Source organism: Rhodopirellula sp. SH410, from assembly GCF_055811895.1.
On sequence record NZ_CM147949.1, the window covers coordinates 6,025,633 to 6,046,761 of the forward strand.

At 55.7% G+C, this 21,129-nt stretch carries 11 protein-coding genes; 5 read left to right on the plus strand and 6 right to left on the minus strand.

What is annotated here, in order from left to right; translation table 11 throughout:
- Positions 1-100 precede the first annotated feature (100 nt).
- Genes SH410x_RS22220 through SH410x_RS22230 form a run of 3 tightly spaced genes read right to left on the minus strand, consistent with a single transcriptional unit; the run spans position 101 to position 5,993 of the window.
- Positions 101-1,510: a proton-conducting transporter transmembrane domain-containing protein gene (locus tag SH410x_RS22220; RefSeq protein ID WP_473670842.1), complete on the minus strand. Its 1,410-nt coding sequence runs from the start codon at positions 1,508-1,510 to the stop codon at positions 101-103.
- Positions 1,510-2,898, minus strand: coding sequence for a proton-conducting transporter transmembrane domain-containing protein (locus SH410x_RS22225; protein ID WP_473670844.1), 1,389 nt, complete (start codon positions 2,896-2,898; stop codon positions 1,510-1,512). Before SH410x_RS22225 ends, SH410x_RS22220 begins: the two co-directional genes overlap by 1 nt.
- Positions 2,895-5,993: a DUF2309 domain-containing protein gene (locus SH410x_RS22230; RefSeq protein WP_473670845.1), complete on the minus strand. Its 3,099-nt coding sequence runs from the start codon at positions 5,991-5,993 to the stop codon at positions 2,895-2,897. Before SH410x_RS22230 ends, SH410x_RS22225 begins: the two co-directional genes overlap by 4 nt.
- Before the next feature lie 1,170 nt (positions 5,994-7,163).
- Here SH410x_RS22230 and SH410x_RS22235 point away from each other — a divergent pair.
- The 3 genes from SH410x_RS22235 (at position 7,164) to SH410x_RS22245 (ending at position 11,789) form a co-directional block, all read left to right on the plus strand.
- Positions 7,164-8,051 (plus strand): sugar phosphate isomerase/epimerase family protein, encoded by an 888-nt coding sequence (locus SH410x_RS22235; protein ID WP_473670846.1) that lies wholly within the window; start codon positions 7,164-7,166, stop codon positions 8,049-8,051.
- A 132-nt stretch (positions 8,052-8,183) separates the two neighbouring features.
- Entirely contained in the window at positions 8,184-9,299 is a 1,116-nt protein-coding gene (locus tag SH410x_RS22240; RefSeq protein ID WP_473670848.1) for a transposase, read from the plus strand.
- A gap of 660 nt (positions 9,300-9,959) precedes the next feature.
- Complete coding sequence (locus SH410x_RS22245) at positions 9,960-11,789, plus strand: acyltransferase family protein (RefSeq protein ID WP_473670850.1); 1,830 nt, start codon at positions 9,960-9,962, stop codon at positions 11,787-11,789.
- A 337-nt stretch (positions 11,790-12,126) separates the two neighbouring features.
- On the opposite strand, the gene SH410x_RS22250 is transcribed toward SH410x_RS22245, so the two are convergent.
- Complete coding sequence (locus SH410x_RS22250; protein ID WP_473670852.1) at positions 12,127-12,684, minus strand: IS66 family transposase; 558 nt, start codon at positions 12,682-12,684, stop codon at positions 12,127-12,129.
- 80 nt (positions 12,685-12,764) lie between these two features.
- Here SH410x_RS22250 and SH410x_RS22255 point away from each other — a divergent pair, with 80 nt between their 5' ends.
- Positions 12,765-13,856 carry an IS630 family transposase gene (locus SH410x_RS22255; RefSeq protein ID WP_473668492.1) on the plus strand — a complete coding sequence of 364 codons (1,092 nt, stop codon included), beginning with the start codon at positions 12,765-12,767 and terminating at the stop codon, positions 13,854-13,856.
- A 2-nt stretch (positions 13,857-13,858) separates the two neighbouring features.
- On the opposite strand, the gene SH410x_RS22260 is transcribed toward SH410x_RS22255, so the two are convergent.
- Positions 13,859-14,746, minus strand: a complete 888-nt coding sequence (locus SH410x_RS22260; RefSeq protein WP_473670854.1) for an IS66 family transposase — start codon at positions 14,744-14,746, stop codon at positions 13,859-13,861.
- A 383-nt stretch (positions 14,747-15,129) separates the two neighbouring features.
- On the opposite strand from SH410x_RS22260, the gene SH410x_RS22265 reads away from it, so the two are divergent.
- Complete coding sequence (locus SH410x_RS22265; protein WP_473670856.1) at positions 15,130-15,486, plus strand: hypothetical protein; 357 nt, start codon at positions 15,130-15,132, stop codon at positions 15,484-15,486.
- 398 nt (positions 15,487-15,884) lie between these two features.
- On the opposite strand, the gene SH410x_RS22270 is transcribed toward SH410x_RS22265, so the two are convergent.
- Entirely contained in the window at positions 15,885-20,576 is a 4,692-nt protein-coding gene (locus SH410x_RS22270) for a WD40 repeat domain-containing protein (protein ID WP_473670858.1), read from the minus strand.
- Between the last annotated feature and the right edge of the window lie 553 nt (positions 20,577-21,129).

The following is a 21,129-nucleotide window of genomic DNA, read 5'->3' on the forward strand; positions in this document are numbered from 1 at the left end:
GGCCCCCGCTGCCGCCCCCAGACCGACTTCTGACCTTCGTTGACCAGAAGCTAGCATCGTGCGTTCGGCGAGCCCTTCGATTGGTTGAACCGAAGTCGATTCAGTGGTCGGTCGTGGGTGGTTCGCCCACACCGTCGTGTTCGAGAAACTCGGCCGCGGCATGGTAACGAGACAGCACTCCCACCTGCGGGGCGATTCCACCGCCGATGATCAACAGCACAATGATGAGCACCGTGATGCGTTCGGCGGGGCGACACCCCAGCGACACGGACGCCCTGTGCCGTGTGCCGGTGAAGACGTAGAAATAGGCTTTCACCACAGCAATCGCGTTCAGTGCCGCAGCGACCACGATCACCAGTCCAATCACCGGATAGGCTTTGACCGCACCAGCGACCAACAGTTCAGTGCCGATAAATCCAATCGTGCCGGGAAAGCCAATCGAGGCGAGCCCGGTGAGCAGGAACATACTCGCGAGAAAGGGAGTGTGCTCGTAGAGCCCATGGAAACTATCGAGCGTCAACCGTCCCGTCCGGGCCTCGACACTTCGCAACGCGATACCAAAGCCGAGCAGTGAGATGCCAATGGACAGCCAGACGCACAGCGCGCCGGTCAATCCGAGTGGCTCGCCCATTGCCAATCCAATCAACACTCGCGACGACTGGCTGAGAAACAAGTAACCAAAGAATCGCCGCGCGTCGCGCTGTACCAACGCCATCGCCGCAGCGTACACGGCGGTGAACAGCGATAGAACAACAATGGCCTGCAGTGTCCAAGGTGATGCGATGGGGAGAACCAGACGCATCACCGCGTAGGCACCCGTCATCGGCGTCACAAACAACAACGCCGTACCAAAACTAGACTTTTCAAAGAGATCTGCCATCCAGCAGTGCAGTGGACAGATCCCGCTGCGAATCAACGCCGCCGCAGCCAGCAGGCATCCGCCAAGGATCGATGGATTCGTTGGGCTGGCATTGTCCGCAACCAACCCTTGGCCGCAACACAGCAACAAGACGAACAGTCCCATGTGTAGCGAGAACACCCGTGTGTTCTGGTTGCGCTTTCTTAATTCCACATAAGGCGGAATGATGGCCACCGATAGCAACGCGATGATGATCCATGGATGACAGCACGCCAGGGTTGCCATCAGGATTGCTTCGGAGAGCAGCATCCACACGAATGAGAAACGACTCACCATCGTTCGCAGCATCGTCATCACCATCGCCAGGTACAGCAACGCACCCAGTGGAAGTAGCGGGGCGCTGAGTTGGTCGATGGCAAACACGCCACGGCCGAGCGCGTTGGCGAAGGCATTCTCATGAGCGAGAGTCTCCGCTCCCTGGATGAATGCGAAATCAATCCATGCGCCAATGGTCGCGAAAAGCGTCAAACTGCAGATTACGATGCAGTGAGTTCGCGCGCGATCTTGATTATTGAGTCGTGAAACCCAAATGGCGCCCGCCAGTGGAACCAGGACACAGAGTCCAAGCCAGGGCAAATGAAACTCCGGCATCAGACCACATCCTCCAGTGAATCACTTGGCGGCGAAGAGGGGGCCGATCCCTGCGACGTCTCGCCAGAGAGTAGACGGGTCCAGCGACGCTCCCACGTGTCGAAAACTCGGAAGGTTGCCGTGAACGGTCGAACAATCCAATCGCTGAGCAACGCATCGAGATTGCCTCGCTGCAAGGCCAAACGGTAAAGCCAACGCTGGAAAACCGTGACGTTTTTTGCGGGGGTGCTGTCGTCGCCCGCCAAGTGTTCCCCGACGGCATCTTCGAGCGATTGGCGGTCACGCAGGGCCGACGGTGACCGCAGCAGTTGCAGCGTCCTCAGGCAGGCGTGACCGATCATGTGAATCAACGCAATGTAATACAGCCCCAATCCAATTTCGATCGTGATGATGCCGACCTGCGTTAGCGAAGCAAACGCTAGTGAATTCTTGACGTCACTTTGAATTCGTGAAGCCAGGGCACCGAAGACCGCCGACACCAGCCCGAGAGCGATCACGGCAAGACGCAGCGGTAGCGAAACGTCCAACAGGGGGCTGACACGCAGCAGCAGGTACGTACCCAGGTGAATGGAAAGCGCGCCGTAAAAAATGGCACTCGACGGGGTGGGGCCTTCCATCGCACGCGGTAACCATCCGGAAAACGGAACCATCCCCGACTTGCCTGCCGCAGCTAGCAGCAACAGACAACCAACCGCAAACGCTGGCCACTGCCCGATCGTCACGGCCCCGTTCGGCCATGCACCCGTTCCGATGAAAACATCAAAGTGGCCCTCGCCTTGAAAATGATGCATCGCCAAAGCGGCAATCATGAATGCCGCATCCGAGATTCGATAGATCGTCCAAACATGAAGCCCATTGCGGACCGGGCCCGGACGCTCGTGAAAGAATGCCACCAGCAACGCCGATGAGAGCCCCACAAGTTCCCAGCCGAAAAAGAGCGTTTCGATGGTTCCCGCTAACGAGGAAACAACAATGCCCAACAGAAACAATGCGTACTGCAGAAAGAAACGACTGAAGCCGCGTTCACGGTGTAGGTATACCGCCGCGAATGCTCCCACGGTCCCGCAAAGTACATACGATAGAATCGCGAAGGGGACAGACAGCCGATCAAAAACAAACTTCAAATGGAAGTGAAAGTGCTCTTGCTCGATCGAGATCCAGTTGCCTAGCTCGATGGGGACGTGCCGAGAGCCCGTCGCCAGCATTAAAACGAAAATGGAGATAACCGCCAGCAAACCCATGACCACACTCGCTTTGGTGAAGCGAGCCTGGGTGCGCTCACTCAACTGAACGCCCACGAGCAAAGGAAATCCCAAGCACGCCAAGAGTACCGCCGGGCTGGCGACGACGACCAATCCGAGAAATTGCATGAGGGAGTCGATGTTCATGTGGCCACTCTCGTCTCGCCGATTGATGAGAATGGAAGATGCTCACGCGACCCCGCATAACACTCCCGAGATGAATTGACTTCCGCTAGCTCGGTCTTGCTGACTTCGTGTGGATGAAACTCTCCGTTCTTGAAGACTTGAATCTTGGACGTTTCGGGATCAATCGTCGCCAGATAGATCCATGAACCTCGGACAAGCTGTCCGATGGAGGGGTTGCGTTCCATGATGGCGAGCATTGCCTCGGGCGTCGACTCGATCACGAAGAGCATTCGCATGGGATCGTGGATTTCGACCATCTGCTGATACAGTCCCGTCCGCAGGTCGCTCGACGTGCCCTCCATCACGCCGAGTAGCGAGACAATGTTGTGGGGCAACTTCGAACCGGATCCGTATTTGACGAAGTCCACACGGGAGAAGTAGTACTCGAGATTGATGCCCGCGCAGACGGGGACCGCAGCGGCTAAAATTCGAGCGAGAATGGAGGACTCTGCGTCGTCTTGGGCCGGATCATACGAATTGAGAAATGCTCGTCGATCCAAGAACAGGCCGCGTGACCATTCGCGACGGCCGACAAGACAAAGTGCATTGGTGGCATGGTTGTACTCAGGACGCACCTGGGAAATGTCCTGAGCGCGTGCCTCAACATGCCGCAGTGCCTCCTGAGAGGAAATGTCAAGCGGCGCCGAAATGAATCGACGAGACCGCTCCTGGGCATTTCGTCCACGGGCTCGCTCAATCGACTCGCGTGCGTCGTCAAAGTCATCACGATGCGATGCCGGCATGCGATCGAGATCATAGAACACGACGGAATCGTCGCAGGTGTTGTGGTATGCCCCGACAAACATCGTGTCATCGGGAATCGCGATCCCCAGGCTGGCTACTTTGGTACGCACTCGCCAGTCATTTGCCATCTGCGCGAAGGCGCGTGCGTTCGGGCCACCGCGTTTGCCCGCACACGCCCCGCAGCAATAAGCCGACTCATGTGGATTGTTGAGACTGGAGGAGCCATGCCCACAGACAACGAACAGTCGTGAAAAGTGTTCAGGTTTGCTCAGTCCCATATCCTGTAACAGATGCAGCACCACGCGCGCCATTTCGTCGGTCGAGTAACCGATGTGACCGTTGGTGGGACCGGGGTCGTCCGCGTATCGCTCCAACTGCAGCCGAGTGATCGGGGGTGGTTGAAGCAGCGATCCAAAGCGGCGGTGAATACGTGCGGTCAGGTGGGGGAACAATACCCGAGCCACCAAAGGAATCGTGGCCAGAGAGCCGACGATGCCTGCCAATATTCCACCCACAAACGTTCGGCTGAGCGTGCTAAACGCGTGCCTTGCTAGACCGAGTCGACGACGCAATTCAGCCCGATCGCGATGCACGCCCTCAAATGTATAACCCACGTCCTCTTGCACGTAGTGCGCGGGGGTCACGACACCCGGACACAAAGGCTTGTAAAAGCCGTCGGCCGCGCCGCGATAGTACATGGCTACTGCAAAAAAACCTGCCGCAGCAAATGTCTCACACATCGGTTCCACCTCTTCCAGGTGGCGTCGCAATGACTCTTCACGGTCATCGATGCAGGTCGCCAACTGAAACTTTGGACGCTGGTTGCCCCACGGCCGCGGCACCTTCGCGCGGCGGGCCGAATGGATCGCCAACGCGTTCAACGCCGATTGGTGATACTGGCGCTCATACGCTTTCTGGAAAACATGTCGCCGCTCGATCGATGAGAAACCCTCGACCTCGTCACTGAGTTCACGCCATTGAGCCTGGGTGAGTTGCAGCAACTCCAACGGCGTCCAGCCCAGCATTTGAGCGACTTGAAACAACAGGAACGCACGTCGTTCCCCGTTCATTTCCTGGGGTTGGGCGAGCCTCGCTTTTGCAGTGTGGAGGATATCGGTCAGCGAACCGGTCTCATCCAATTCCGCTTCGCCCAAGTGGCCGATGGCATGCTTCTCAAGAATCAGCTGGACCGCAAGCAATCCGACCAACGAGCCGTGGGGAACGGTGTGCACCGCCCAGTCCACGCCCGACTCGAGTTGCCAGACCATCCCCGCCCAACCGCCCAACGCCAACAGCGACTGCGTGATGAATTCCTCACGCTCCTGCGGTGCAATGCCCAGCTCGCCAAGCGACGCTTCGATCGATGCTTCCGCAGTGGTATTGCTCTGACGCAGCGTCGCCAGTTCAGCGGGCAACCCGCGTAGCCAGCGATCAGTACCGCCGACCGGAACGCTATACAAAGCGGTAAACGACTCAAAAAAGCCGCGATCACGATCCGGAAGTACCCAGTTCGAGTAACCTTGGTCGACAAAGGCCGCACAGAAACGGATCAAGGTCTCCTGCACCTCTCGGTCAATATCTTTTCCCGTCGCGTGCAGCAACAGATCACGAGGGCGACTAAAGGCCATCGGTGGCGACATTGTCGGAAACTGGCGAATGCCGTTGAGACAGGCTCGCCACAGTAAATGCAGCGAAAACGATTCCCAGCAGGCTTCCGTCCAGCGTGAGCAGTCGGGACCCAGCTTTGCCAACAACCCGTCGATCCCAACGCGAGTGATCTCCTCGTCATTGGCATTTTTCAGCCACCGCCTGGCGGCTGAAATCGTGCGGACGCGATTGATTTGCGTCGTCTGCTCTCGAAATCGTTCGATCGCATCGGTCTCGGCAACGATCCAGCGCAATTCCGCGTCTGGCCCAACAAGCACGGCGTGCCGAAGCATCGCGTAGTGAATTTCACTGCGTGTTGCTAGTCCGCCGATTTCATCCGTGCGGTGTTGACCGAGCGTCTCGCAGACGACCGCCTCGAGATCCCGATCCGTCACTCGACCGCTGCGATGGAGTCGTTGGTACTCCTGCTCCGTCAGGTAGGGCTCAGCGTGGTAACGGGCAAACCCATGTTTCACGGCATCATGAAACGATTCTGACTCAAAGGCATGCAGCGTGTTGTGGTGGACGAAGACCTCGATCGGTCCTTGAGCCGGCAACAGATGAGCGGCTCGTTCCACCAGGTCCAGCAACGGTAGATTTCCAGCATGACGATCGCTGTTGGGCGAGCTCTCGTCGTCGTTGCCGGAGATGCTAGAGATACTCATGGGAGAGGAACGCGTGGCGTACTCGATGATGACTCAGGGCGAAACATGCCCGTGAGTTCGCCGAGTATCTCAGACAAGTTGCAATTGTCAACGGACTTGACAGACGCCTATCCGGACGCCCGCTGTCGATGACCTCCGTCGATTTCCAACGGCGTTTTAAGGCCATTTCACCCCGACGCTTCAGTACGTCCAGCGACAGCATGCGTTGCTCGACGGAGCCGGATTCCGCCTGGAGACACGGCTTTATGGTGCGTAGGCGTCCCGTCCGCACCTCGTACCAAATGAGTGCGGGCAGTCCGCGCACCAACCTCTGAACCGAACGGACGACTACGCGAATCCGCATACAGCCGCTCGCCCCCCCAGCACCAATTCTTATCTCACGGAAAGAGGGACACAGCACTTTCACGAGGAGGGCACAAAGAAACCCGCAGCGCCCCCCAGGCTCAGCGTCTCCCCCACAGCCTGCATTTATCCCAGCTAGATAATTGCGCGAGAAAAGTGCTGTGTCCCTCTGCACCCCCTCTGCACGGAAAGAGGGACACAGCACTAGCGGAAAGAGGGACACAGCACTTTCACGACACCCACGGAAAGAGGGACACAGCACTTTCACGACACCCACGGAAAGAGGGACACAGCACTTTCACGACACCCACGGAAAGAGGGACACAGCACTTTCAAACCACGGGACGGAAAGAGCGGAAAGAGGGACACAGCGGAAAGAGGGACACAGCACTTTTACCAGCACAAGCGGAAAGAGAGCACGGAAAGAGGGACACAGCACTTTCACGAGGAGGGCACAAAGAAACCCGCAGCGCCCCCCCAGGCTCAGCGTCTCCCCCACAGCCTGCATTTATCCCAGCTAGATAATTGCGCGAGAAAAGTGCTATGTCCCTCTGCACCTCCCCCTCTGCACCTCGAATTGCGCGAGAAAAGTGCTATGTCCCTCTGCACGTCCATGTCCCTCTGCACCTCCTCCCTCTGCACCGCGATTGACCGGCGTTTCGGTGCGTCTGCGCACGTGCTCGAACGCTCTTTTTTTGGGGTATAGTATCATGCTCACTTGAAAACACTCCGCTCGCTGACGCTCGACCCTCCCAGGGGGAAGGGTGAAATTTGCCTGCTCACGATTCAACGCTTCCGACTCAGCGCCCTCCAACCAAGGCCTTCACCATGACCTATCCACGCCGCCAGTTTCTTGCTCAGTCTGCTGCCGGACTTGCCGCTCTGTCCGCCCTCGGTAGTCGTTCGGCACACGCCGCCGCGTCCGCCAGCAACCGTCTAAAACTTGGCCTGGTAACTTATAACTGGGGCAAGGACTGGGATTTGCCGACGGTGATCCAAAACTGCCAAGCCAGCGGGTTCGCCGGCGTGGAACTGCGGAGCACTCACAAACATGGCGTGGAAATCACCAACGACGCCCAGCAGCGGGAATCGATTCGGAAACGTTTTGCCGACAGCGACGTGGAACTGGTCGGTCTGGGCAGCGCTTGTGAATACCACGCCGTAGATCCCAACGAACTGCAGAAAAACATCGAAGAGACCAAGCAGTTTGTCAAACTGTGTCAGGCCGTCGGCGGCAGTGGCGTCAAGGTTCGCCCCAATGGCCTGCCCCCAGAACGACCGGTCGAACAAACCATCGAGCAGATCGGCAAGTCGCTGAACGAAGTCGGGCAGTTTGGTGCCGACCACGGTGTGCAGATTCGAGTCGAAGTCCACGGAAAACTGACTCAGCAGATCCCTCACATGAAAGCGATCATGGACGTCGCCGATCACCCCAACGTGGTCGTCTGCTGGAACTGCAACCCCGCTGACTTGCACGGGCAAGGCCTGCAGCACAATTACAAACTGCTGCAAGACCGGATGGGCACGGTCCACATCCACGACCTGCGAAACAACCAGTACCCCTGGGACGAATTATTTCCGCTTCTGAAGCAAACTGACGTGGAGTGCTTCACCGGTTGGACGCTGCTCGAAGACGGCAAAGTTCCCTCGGACATCGTCGCAGCCATGAAAGAGAATACTGTCCGTTGGAATGAGTTAGCCGGTAGCAAGAGTTGATCGCTATGGGAACCAAGCAAGTACAAGGAAGGAGGGACACAGCACTTTTGCGAAAAATTTGACTCTTCTCATCCGAGGGGGTAGGCTGGTTTGGAGGCCTGTGGCAAAGTCCCTGAACATGCGAGGTGGATGATGACTCGAATGGCACGCTGTGAAATCTTTGATCCCGACGAAGTGACCATCGCCCATATTTACACCCGCGTTTGCCGCAGGTGTTTTCTGCTGGGAGATGACCCGATCTCCGGTAAGAACTTCGACCACCGAAAGGTCTGGATCGAAGAGTATTTACAGCAGTTCGCGGCCTTTTTCGGGATCGATTTGATCGGCTTTGCGATTCTGTCAAACCATTTTCATTTGATCCTGCGCTCACGCCCCGACGTCGTTGCGACATGGAGTGATGAGGAGGTGGCGAGGAGGTGGTTGATGCTGTGTCCACACCGCCGCAAAGCGGATGGCTCTGCGATGACGCCGACCGATTCCGAGATCAAGTGCATCGCCGGCTGTCCGATCAAACGGGAGGAAATCCGCCAGCGGCTGAGTAGCTTCAGTTGGTGGATGCGGTTGATGTGCCAGCGGGTGGCGATGCGGGCAAATCGCGAGGACGAGCAAACCGGCCGGTTTTTCCAAGATCGATACCACGCGACGCGATTGGCCGATGAATCATCGCTGCTAGCCTGTGCGGCGTACGTGGACCTCAATCCGATTCGTGCGGCGTTGGCGGACACTCTGGAGCAGAGCGATCACACCTCGGTGCAACGCAGGATCGAGGGGTTGGTGGAGGACTCGCCGTCCGCCAACGCGTCTGGTGGTGATGCGGGCCGCAGCTCTGAGGCGGCAGACGACGGGCGGAGTCGCCGTTCGACGATACGCCGTGATGGGTTCCTGTCGCCGGTGACGATTGACGAACGGTCCGATCCCGTGGGGCCGTGTGCGAGTGAGTCTGACACACGTTGTAGCGACAAGGGATTCTTGGCGATGTCGCTCGAGGACTACTTCGCGCTGCTGGACTGGACGGCCCGACATCACGCCCCTGGTAAACGCGGCCGCACTCCTGCGGGTGTGCCACCAATTCTGGTCCGACTTGGCCTGGATAGGGCAACGTGGTGTGAACTGGTGAGCGACTTTGGGCGATTGTTTTGCAGCGTGGCGGGGCGTCCCGAGTGCGTCGACTCCATGCGATGTCACCGGACCCACCGCCGCTACCACCTTCGCCGCCGCGCCCGCGAACTACTGACGACCAGCGGTTAGCGAATCTCGCTGGATCTTGGTGTGCAGATATCGGTTTGTGGAAACCGAACAAGATGGAGCACGCTTTGAGGTCGGCTTGCCATGTCAAATCCGATGAGTGAATCGTGTCAGGCAAGTGCCGCGGGCAGTTCGGACACGCCGAAGATTTCCCTCCGGCGAGTGAGCCGGTCTCTGATAACCTGATAAAGTGCGCTGTCCCCATGTCCGATGGTCGATGTCCGTGACAAAGTGCTCTGTCCCCATGTCCGATGGTCTCTGATAACCTGACAAAGTGCTCTGTCCCCATGTCCGATGCGATGTCCGTGACAAAGTGCTCTGTCCCCATGTCCATGCGCTGTCCCCATGTCCGGTCCCCATGTCCGATGGTCTCCATATCCGATCGATACGCTCGCCAGAGCGTGGGATCCCACCGTCGCGCGACGGTAGCTACGGGAGAATTCGTCGCTTGTTGCTCACGCGATGCTAAGCGGAGTTGAACTTGCCGAGATCGAGTGCAAGAATGTTCATCTGACATCTGTCCTTATGTTTGCTGGGTGGAGTCAAGGTGGCTGACGATTCATCCTGCTATGCTCACAGGGCCGATCGCTGTTTTTTAACGAATGGCTCCCATACATCTAAATCCAGGCCTTGCATGGATTCTTTCTGCTTGACGAATAGTATATGCCGCCTGTGAACCATTCGAAGAGCCATACTGCCTCATATCGACCAGACATCGACGGGCTAAGAGCAGTTGCGGTCGTTGGAGTGGTTCTGTTCCATGCCGGTCTCGGGCTGCCAGGTGGTTTTGCTGGTGTCGACGTCTTCTTTGTGATATCCGGATATCTCATTACGCGATTGATCTTGCGAGACTTGGGAAACGGCGACTTTTCGATACTCACATTTTGGGAGCGTCGCATCAGGAGAATCCTGCCTGCCTTGACAGTGGTTGTCGTTGCGGTTTTGGTCGCTGGGTGGTTCCTTTCCCTTCCCTTTCATTATTTGGTAATCGGGCAATCAGCAATTGCTCTGGCCGCTCTATCATCCAATATTCAGTTCTGGCGTACGACTGATTACTTCGCCCCCAATGCTGAAGAAAACCCACTGCTGCATACTTGGTCACTGTCTGTCGAAGAGCAGTTCTATCTGATCGTCCCGTTCTTGCTGTTTTTAGTATTCAGGCTACGTCGAGGCCGTTTCATACCACACCTGTTGGTAATCGGCTGTTTCATTAGCTTTGTGTTTTCAATTTTCCATCTCCGTCACGATCCGTCAGGCGCCTTCTATCTTCTGCCTTCACGGGCGTGGGAACTTGGAGTCGGGTGTTTATTGGCCATTATGCCCCCGACAAAGAGTTCGTCCGTCCGATCCGCTCTTGGTTACATCGGACTTGGTTTGATTCTGGCGACATTTTTGCTTTTCGATCCAGGGATTCCTTTTCCCGGGATCGCAGCACTCCCTTCCGTTATCGGCGCCGCTTTCATCATCCTGTCGAACGATACGCGGGCGGAGGAACGTTGCAAATCGGCAATCACCCATATCCTAGGATCCAGGCCTTTTGTTTTTGTTGGGTTATGCTCCTACTCATTCTACCTTTGGCATTGGCCGTTTTTTGCATACCACAGGTATCTGCTGTCATCCCCGCCAAGAGTTGCGATAGCGATTGGCTATATCGCTGCGTCTTTTTTAATTGCCATTGCATCGTTATATCTGGTGGAAAAGCCATTCCGAGGGCATGGAGTGAAACTGAAGCAATCTCGCGTATTCTTGCTTGGCGGCGTGACGATTATGCTAGTTTTTACCTGTTCAGCATTTATCTATGGGACTGGAGGTGCCCGGGATAGAGTTTCTCAGGATGTTGCAGACTTTGATTCTGCAAATGGTGATGAATACATGGCTAAAGAAAAACGCCTGCAGATTCCCGGTGGTTCTGAATTGCGTGTGATCGGGAATACAGATCGGGACCCCACTCTCCTGGTATGGGGAGATAGTCATGCCCTTGCAAGCCTCCCTGCCGTTGATCAAGCACTCAGGGAAATAGACCGTTGTGCGGTTGTTGCTGAAAAAGGTGGCACTGCGCCAGTGGTCGGTTGGGGAGGCTCTCCTGAGCAACTTGGGTTCAATCGTTCCGTTTTTGAATACGCGAGGGCTGCGAAGGAAAGGGGGCTAACTGATGTGCTTCTGATTTTCTTCTGGAGCGTTTATGTCGAGGAGCAGGAAACGCCTATTGGTTTCAACGCACCGCCTGAAGGGTTCTCGGACGCATTGCTCCAAACCATTGTTGAGTTAGATCTCGCTGGTCTAAACGTGATTGTATTTAAGGAGACTCCGGTTTTTCCAGTTCATGTTGCTAGAGCATCGGCACTCCATGAATGGCATGGAACGCCTCGCCCGAGGCTTGCATATCATGAGAATCAAGCATACAGGTCTGTTTACGATCCCATTCTTGAGCGAATTCGCACCAACGTTCCTGAAGTTGAGATATTCGTAACCGTTCACGGCCTACGGCCATGAACGAGTAGTGTCTGATGATCCGAAGCGATGCATCGTGCTCAGTCAACGGACTGTCCTGTCAAGCTCACTGACATCTCTGCTGCGATGGATCTATATGTCGTGACAATTGTATTGATGTGATGTTCGTGATTTCCATCCACCTTAAACGCTCGTGGTCGTGAGTGGAAGGTTTTCTCAGGCATCTCTGAAGTGTCCAATGATTTTTTCAATCCGGCGGGCTGCCGTCGATGCACGCACTTCGATCGGTTGAGCCCTTTTTGCCCATTGGACGCAGGAGCCAATCCTCCGAAAATCCACCATTCTGGATCTCCACCGCTGAAACTACAGCAGAGTGAGGCTACGAACTATCACAGGAGGCTGGCAGTAGACTCGGCGACGGCTCGCCCCGAAGAAACTGGCTCACCGACTCAACCAGAAATTCAAACACGCTGCGACCTTGCTGCTCGCAGGTTACCACCACGGTGCAGATCCGTTCAAACCAAGCTTGACCATTCTCGCCACGCGTTCCTTGCGTCATCCGGCGATGAATCGCCACAAACCGAATCGCCTGCTCGGCCAGATTGTTGGTCGGGCCGATCTGCGGGTCACTGATGAAGCGAAAGTAGTCTTCGAAGTGATCGTAGAAACGCTTTGCCATGTTGGCGGCGTGTTGTGTATCGGGTTGTTCGCCAGTCGCATTCCAAACGATCTCATTGCGGATGCGTTCGAGCGACTGGCGAAACGTTGTTTCGCTGGCGAACTCATCGCGGCGAGCAATCGTCTTGAAAAGCTTGCGAAAGTCTTCACGCAACCGCTGCCCGTAAACCTGGTTGGCGTGCTCAGGGTGGCTGCACAGAAACTTGATGTCGCGAATCAGGTGAGCGATGCAGAACTGCAGCTTGACGTTCTTAAGCACATCTGGGTAAGTATTTCGGTATAACTGGCAAGCTTTTTGCACCCATGTTGAGTTGGGAATCCTTTCTGATTTGCTAGCAAATGCTCGATGGTCGAGATTATGCGAAGCATCATGTTTCTCCCTGTTTCACGAACCGGGAGATTCAAATGGCACGCCCCTCTACAAAATTCGCACAAATTGGCTCAGTCGAGCAAAAACAGCAACTGACGGAAATGTGGAAAAGTCATCATTGCCACTATACGCGAGTTCGTGCGCACGCAATCTTACTCAGCGACCAACAGTACGAAATAAGTTCCCTTGTCGATATCTTTGGCGTGGATCGAGATTCGGTATCCAGTTGGATTGACAGATTTTCAGAAGGCGGCCCCGACGCACTTGAAGACTCCGAGCATCCCGGTGCGCCGCCGATACTCAACGCCTCAGAGCAGCAAACTCTCCGGCGACTACTTCGAAAATACCCGAATCGACCAGCCAAGGTGCTGAAAGAGCTGAAAGAAAAAACCGGCAAGGAAATCAAGCGACCCACTCTGCGAGAATACGCGAGGCGGTTTCGGCTGAGTTGGAAACGTTATCGTCGAAGTTTGCGGCAAAAACGGGATGAAAAGAAATTTCAATTGGCCAAGGAAGAGCTAGCCGAGTTTCTCGAAGAACCGGATTTGAACGTTGTTTACTTTGACGAGGCGGGTTTCTCGCTCAAAGGAGTTGTTCCCTACGGATGGCAACCGATCGGTCGACGCTACGAAATACCCGTAACCGGGGCACACGGCAGCAACGTTCAAGCGATTGGGTTTCAGGGTCAAGACGGTGAAACCCACACCTATCTCCACAAAGGCTACGTGAACAGCGAAATGGTGATTGCAATTTTCGATGATTATTGCCAAACAATCGACGGTCCAACTGTTGTGGTCCTTGACAATGCCTCAGTCCACACGAGCGGAGCATTTCAAACTCGCATGGAAGACTGGGCAGAGAAAGGACTCTACATCTACCATCTGCCGCCATACAGTCCAGAGCTGAATGCAATTGAAATGCTTTGGAAAAAACTCAAGTACCAACTGCTCCCCGCTGGCGCCTGGGAGCGCTTCAGTACACTGCTAAACACACTTACGAAAACACTCAATGAGTTTGGAGAAGTGTCGTATATGCCTACGCTTTTTAATTATGCCGAATAAATTCACCCGACGTGCTTATCAAGTCGCATGTATTTGTGGTATGCCGAGAAGTAGTCGCAACCGATCGTGCCATCGAATTCGGCTCCCAGCGTTTCCAGCAACACCTTGCTGCCGCGACTCGGAGAAATCCTAAAAACGGTAAACAGGTAGGCACGAAAGCACCAGGTCCAGAGTTTATTGCCGTCGTCTTTGTGACCCGTCTCATCCACATTGAGATGGCTCTGCTGGGAGATCGCGTCCAGCAATTCTTGATAGGGATCGGCGATGCTCTGGCTGACCTTGCCGACGAGCTTTTGAATCAAGCCACGACTGAGCGTCACGCCGACGATATCACGGAAATACTTTCTGATCTTCGTAATTGACATGTGGCAAACGCCTTTGAGCCAACCGATCAGAGCGGTCATCTTCGGCCCTACCAATCCAGCCCGTTGAATGTCATCGGGCAAGGCACAGTGATGCGTTTTTCCGCAGTCTTGGCAGGTTTGGCCGACCCGTCGGTGCTCGGTGATCGTGATTGGTTTATCGATCAGCTCCACGCTCTGGAGCGTCTTGTAATCAAGGTCGCCTTCGCATAGCGAACCACCACAGCAGGGACACTCGTCGTAGCGATACTCAAGGATGAGATCGACTTGCTCATCCAGAAAGGATTTCCGCTCGTGGCGTTGATGGCCGAGTTGTCCGCCCCGTTTTCGTTTGGGAGGGCGGCCTGGCTTTTTTCGTTTGGGTGGTGGGTTGGTGATATCGCTCGAAGGTGGCTTGGACGATGTCGCCGAGTTTTTGCTTGCCTTGGCAAGTTGATCTTGGATCGCGGCAAGCTGCTTCTCTAGCTCAGCTATTCTGGCAGCTAATTGGACGCACTCTTGGCACTGGTTGCTTGCTTTTCCATCCATGATCTCAGCATTCTAGCCGGTGTCGCCAAATCGACCGATAGCAATTTCACTGCAGAAATCCTGAAATCTCGATGCGTTCAGGGCCGAAGGCCGTGAACGGTTACAGATATTCGACCCTCAATCACTCTTCCTCGGAGAGGAGGGGCAATTCGAGTTCATGGATATGGACCGGCGTTTATTGTTTAAGGATCAAAGCCATTTGACGAGGCGTGGTGCGATGCGATTAGCGCCAGCATTAGTCAGAATGCTCGAAGTTAGAGGGTCGGGCCGACCGAAGCATGCCGGTCGGGTAGGACAGGACGCTACTGGACAATAGGGTTGAGGCGGCAGACGACGGGCGGAATCGCCGTTCGACGATACGCCGTGATGGGTTCCTGTCGCCGTTGACGATTGACGAACGGTCCGATCCCGTGGGGCCGTGTGCGAGTGAGTCTGACACACGTTGTAGCGACAAGGGATTCTTGGCGATGTCGCTCGAGGACTACTTCGCGCTGCTGGACTGGACGGCCCGACATCACGCCCCTGGTAAACGCGGCCGCACTCCTGCGGGTGTGCCACCAATTCTGGTCCGACTTGGCCTGGATAGGGCAACGTGGTGTGAACTGGTGAGCGACTTTGGGCGATTGTTTTGCAGCGTGGCGGGGCGTCCCGAGTGCGTCGACTCCATGCGATGTCACCGGACCCACCGCCGCTACCACCTTCGCCGCCGCGCCCGCGAACTACTGACGACCAGCGGTTAGCGAATCTCGCTGGATCTTGGTGTGCAGATATCGGTTTGTGGAAACCGAACAAGATGGAGCACGCTTTGAGGTCGGCTTGCCATGTCAAATCCGATGAAGGAATCGTGTCGGGCAAGTGCCGCGGGCAGTTCGGACACGCCGAAGATATCCCTCCGGCGAGTGAGCCGGTCTCTGATAACCTGATAAAGTGCTCTGTCCCCATGCGGGTCGACACGCCGAAGATATCCCTCCGGCGAGTGAACCGGTCTCTGATAACCTGACAAAGTGCTCTGTCCCCATGCGGGTCAAGTGCTCTGTCCCCATGCGGGTCCCGGTCCCCATGCGGGTCCCGTCCCCATGCGGGTCCCATGCCATGCCGCTCCAGTCCCCATGCCGCTCCATCTCAATCCGTCGCGTGATCACTTTCCGAAATAAATCCGGTGACGAAGGATCAATTGCCGGAGTTTCGAAAGTCTTTCCGCATCCTGTTCTCGCTGAAAGAGTATCTCTGCCCATTCGAACCAACGCGTGCTGGTCCGGTCCTTGGCGTAGTACGCATCCATTCCCCTCAAGACTCGATCAGGATCGAATCGCATGAAGTCACTGGCGGGTTGTCCGCGAGGGTAATAGCGGGCGGAGCTGACGATCAACCTGGCGTACATTGAGTCGCCGTCAGCGCCACCCAATTGGTCGCAAACTCGATCGATGTAGTTCTCAAAATCGCCCGGGTTCCCGTGCCATCGTGGCAGCAAATAATTCACCGCCGCGGAGTGTACCTCCAAACTATTTTTCGCGGGCGTCTCCATCGCTCGTCGGGTCAACTCGCCCACCGCTGTTTTGGGAGCCGACAGTCCCGTGGCGAATGACACCGAAAGCGAAAACACTCGCGTGGCAGGTTGCTGCTTCTTCAGCAACGGTTTGATGTGATTCAGTGCGACGGCTAACTGCTCGTGATAGGTTTGCATTCCTTCATTGGTGACCGTATTGACAAATCCGCTCCCACGCGCTGCCCAAGCCAAGTCGCTGTGATACTGAGCACGCAGCATGGGGATCACGATGGACTGCGGCATGCGTTCGCCGGCTCGCTTCAACCACAATTCTTTACGGATCCGAGGATCGCCGCCGTGCACCCAGCCATATTCTTGGGAGACGAGGTTGAGGGCATTGAGGAACTCTTCACTTAACTCGTCGGGATACTCACCAACCTCCGCGATCGATGGTGTTCGCAGGTATGCGAAGGCGGCATCCAATTGATCGATCCGATCGCCGTCAATCAAATCCTCCGCCAAGGCTCGAAGGATGCGATCCGCGTTGATTTGCTCTGGAGCCACGGCAAGAATCCATTGGTCGCCTCGACGGAATACCATCGCCTTGCCCCGCCCCGCGATGATCACCGGTTGAGTCAGATCGCAATTCACATACTCCACGACGCCCATGGGGTGGCCGTTGAAATCAAAGTGCGACACAAACGCATAAGGGTCTGCTGAACCCGCCAATCCAGGAAGCATCCCCATGACGCGAATCAGTGGAATCCCTTCGTCGGCCTCGACGTTCTTCATCCAGTGAGGAATGGTGCCCAACTGGCGTTTGGCTTGCACCAACTCTCCTTCCTCGACACCGAAGTAGATGGCCCAGGGTTGCTCCACCGTGCTGACCCAAGCCCTGTGATCCAAGACCGCCATTTCGCGAATACTTGGAAACTTCTTCAGTCGATTTTGGTTCGCGATCTTTCCTGTGGCTTCGTCCACCTTCAACAGGTACATGTTCTGATTGCTCGTCGCGATGAAGTTTTGCCCGTCGCTCGAACACCACAACTCTCGGGTCATGCGTTCGTCTTCGAGTAACTCAATGCGAGAACGTTTGACTTCCATCGACGCCAAATCCAGGAGGTTGATCCATCCATCGTGGGTTGTGAAAGCGATTTGGTCGCCATCCGCACTTTGCGTCGAAGCCAAGGGTTGCTTCACGGCCTCAAAACTCGCCCATTTGGTTTGCTGCTGCAGATCCCAAACTGCCAGAACACCACTTTCAAATCCAATCAATTGGTGGCCGTTCGGCGACAGATAAACCGGGTGCTGTTCATCCCATTGGCGTGGGATTCGATGGATGGTTTTCCCGGTTCGGTCCACCACGGCAGGATTGTTCCCTGTAATCAACAAGAAGGATCCATCCACTGAAATCTGCCGCACGGTCTGGCCTGGAGTCAGCGCTAACTGCGTTTCTTTCCATTTGGGTGAGAAACCACGCCGCAGCACCTCCAATCGCTGCCGGTATTCGGCATCGAGAGTGGCTGGACGAGCAATGATCTCATCTTCCGTGACCGGCAGAGCCAAACGCTCATCGACTTGATCGTCCCATTCAATTCCATGTTCGCGGCGGTACAACTCCGCCCGAAGCTCCGATCCGTCGACCGGATGAAGTTCGTCCACGGACAATTGGGTCAGCAGTCCTTCCTCGTTTTCAACATCGATGTAGTAACGATTCGCGCGGAGAGGCGTGCCCGGCCGAGTTGCCCGCCCGTCCGCCCGTCGAATCGCTCGATGGGTGACGGTGGACGGATCCAGTCCGGCCGTCCTGCCCGCTTTCCCTTCCTGGCGAAACTCAGCGGCGAGGTCCTCCATCCTCTCCAAAGCCTGTTGCTGGAACAACCGGCGTGCGATGCGAAAATGGACACCTAACGAGCTAAGCATGATCACGTCCTCGCCATCAAAACGTTCAAAATGAGCGGCCAGATGCTGGTTTGAGTCCGCCAAATGCCAAGTCTGAAAACTTGGCGGCTTCGGCAAGTTGCGTAGTTCCTCCTCCAGCTCTCGCCGGAGGTTCTCCTGGAACACATTGACCGTTTGCGTGGCAGCATACTCGTCCTCCGTCGAAACAGTTCGTCTCACCTCGGACTCCGAACGCAATTGCACATCGAGTTCGAGTTGCTCCAAATGTGAAAAAGCGGCTTTCGGGATCGACTGACGCTTCCCTTCCCAATCCGTGAACTGCCATTCCTCGTTATCGCTCCAGCTTGGATCCTCAGCCGGCGGCAACGGCGCCTTCCCGACCAACCCGTAGACCCGCAGGGTAGGAACACTGATCGGGATGGTCTGGTTCGGAAACTGCTCTTTCAGAGCCTGCCATTGCTGGGCAGCTTGTTCGTTGCTGCGGTCCGTCATTAGCTCCGTGTCAATCAGGAAATCAACCGTCCCATCGCGCATGATCCAACTATCGAGATGTTTGCCGACGACAACGCCGTCGAAACCAATTTGCGTCTGGTAAAGCGGTTGATGCCAGCTCACGGACCAGTCTTCCATCGATTTCGCGGATGGCAGCTGCACTCCAAAAATTGTTTTCTTCTCAAAATGCTCCTGCAGCTTGATCCACTGGAGCCGCTCCTCACGAGAGGTTTTGGCAATTTCCTGCATTCCCTTGGTTGATGATCCAGGCTCGGATTCCAGCATCATCAACTTCATCTCCATCGCATCGACGTAATGCAGTTGATCCGCTGGAAAAACCACCGGTGTGTCACGGCCGGCCATTTTGACCTTTAACTTTGTCTCGCCCGCGACCTCCAACGGTTTGATCAATAGCAGGATCGCGTGAGAGCGTCGGACCATGAAATATTCGGAATGCAGGGAAGGACGTTTTGCCTTCGGATGAGCCTCAAAGTACTCGTTCATTCTTTGGACGCTTTGTTCGGCGACCTCTCGCCAAGGCTCGTCCAATTCCGTTTTCAAAACCGCTGCCGTCACGTCCTCCGCCCCGACCTGATAGACATAAAACGGGTGTCTCTCACCGATCAGCGTCGCGGTAACACGCGTGTTGGGAGCAGTGTCTTTGAGTCGCCAAGTCGTCGCCGTATTGAGGTACCAGACTGGATCGCGTTCCACCAACGACTTGCGTTGATCGCTCCAAGCCTCCGCTATCTGCTCAGCGGAAACCTCTGCGTCCGCTTCCTGTAACTTTCGTTCGAAAAGCACCCGCCGCAGATCCAACTCCGATGGACCGGTGAACGAACCGAGCGACTCCCCGCGTTTGATCCGAAACTTGCGAAAGCGAGCCCGTTCGGGTCGGTGATCTGGAACAAACCACGAAACCTTGCTCTGCGAAGAATCCGCTTCGTCTTCCACAATCTCCAGAGGTTTGCCTGGACCGAGCATCCCCAACCTGCCAGGCCAACACCATAGGTCCGTTTGTTCCAGACCGGGAATTTGCTTCACCTTTCCGGACTTCAACCAACCACCTGCTCGTTCGCGATCAACGTCGGCGAGCAATTCTTTACGCACACGAAATCGAGCCATCACGGGATAGGAGGCATGGGGTTTCCAAATGCGACCAAAGACATACGCATCCTCGACCTCGCCAAGCAGCTCCGCTCGAAAAGCCACTCCAGGATCCTGGGTCTGCCAGACCGAAAGCTCACCGAGAACCTGCAGTCGTTTTTGAATCAAATCACGCTGCTCACCCCTGAACGACGTTAACGGAATGGCGATCAACTCTCGCTGAATGCTCCAAAACGACATGTCGTCCTCAACGGACAACAAACTCGCGTTATTCAGCTCCCGATCACCTTGGGTCCAAGGCTTGTCACCTGCATCGCGAATGGAAAAATCCTCGCGAAGCCTATCGACTAACTGACGCCAAGGTCCGAGTGACTTCTCAATGAATTCGCGATCCGATTCGCTGAACTGCCTCAGCGGAAACGACTGGAGTCTCTGGAATCGGTCTTCGAGATGGATCCAATTGTCTGGACCGATCCATTGAACCAGTCGCCCCTGAACCGGATCACGCCCCTCCAATTGCCACTCGCGAAGTTCGGTCACTTTCGGAGCGTCTTCGGCGCGGGCGCTCAACACGACTTTGGCACCATCGGCGATCGCAGACGGTGTCAGGCCACTGGGCAATTGCCCCTGTGCTCGCATGCCGAAACACAGCAGAAAAACCGACATCAATACGAAGCGTTGGACAAGAGATTTTGTCTTCATTCCAGTCACCAGAATCAAGAATGGATCGATCGAATAAACAGCGACAGAGAGAGTGTCCCATTGAGTGTAACCGGCGTTCCGCCGTTGGGTGTAGTCATCTTTCCGATACTCGAAACGCACTCTGCATGCAGTTTTGTTCACTTCGATTGATTCCCCTTCGAGAGGCGACTTGGCGCTACTGACTCACTGAGTGGATGGCTTGATCAACGATCTCATTCGAAAGCAGAGGGACGAAAGCAGAGGGACACAGCACTTCGACGAGACGAAAGCAGAGGGACACAGCACTTCGACGAGGAAGTCCACTACCCAAAGCCCACAAGGCGCCAGCACCGCGCATTCTGCCTCGCCCCCGGTCTACACCATGCTAGACAGTTCGTCGCGTAAGGTGCTGTGTCCCCCATGTACGCCCCATGTACGCCGTAGCTTGGGACCATTGTCCCGAGCCACAAGAATTCAACGCAAAGTCGGGGAGTCGCAAGGACGCAGAGCAAGCACAGGGCAAGCACAGGGACACAGCACTTCGATGAGGGGCCGTAATCGGATGCCAGCAAGCCCTCCATGCCACGCAGGCTGTCTGGCCCACGCATTTTGCTAATGCTAGCCAATTCTTCGTGAGAAGTGCTATGTCCCCGAGTAAATGTGAGAAGTGCTATGTCCCCGAGTAAAAGTGAGAAGTGCTATGTCCCCGAGTAAG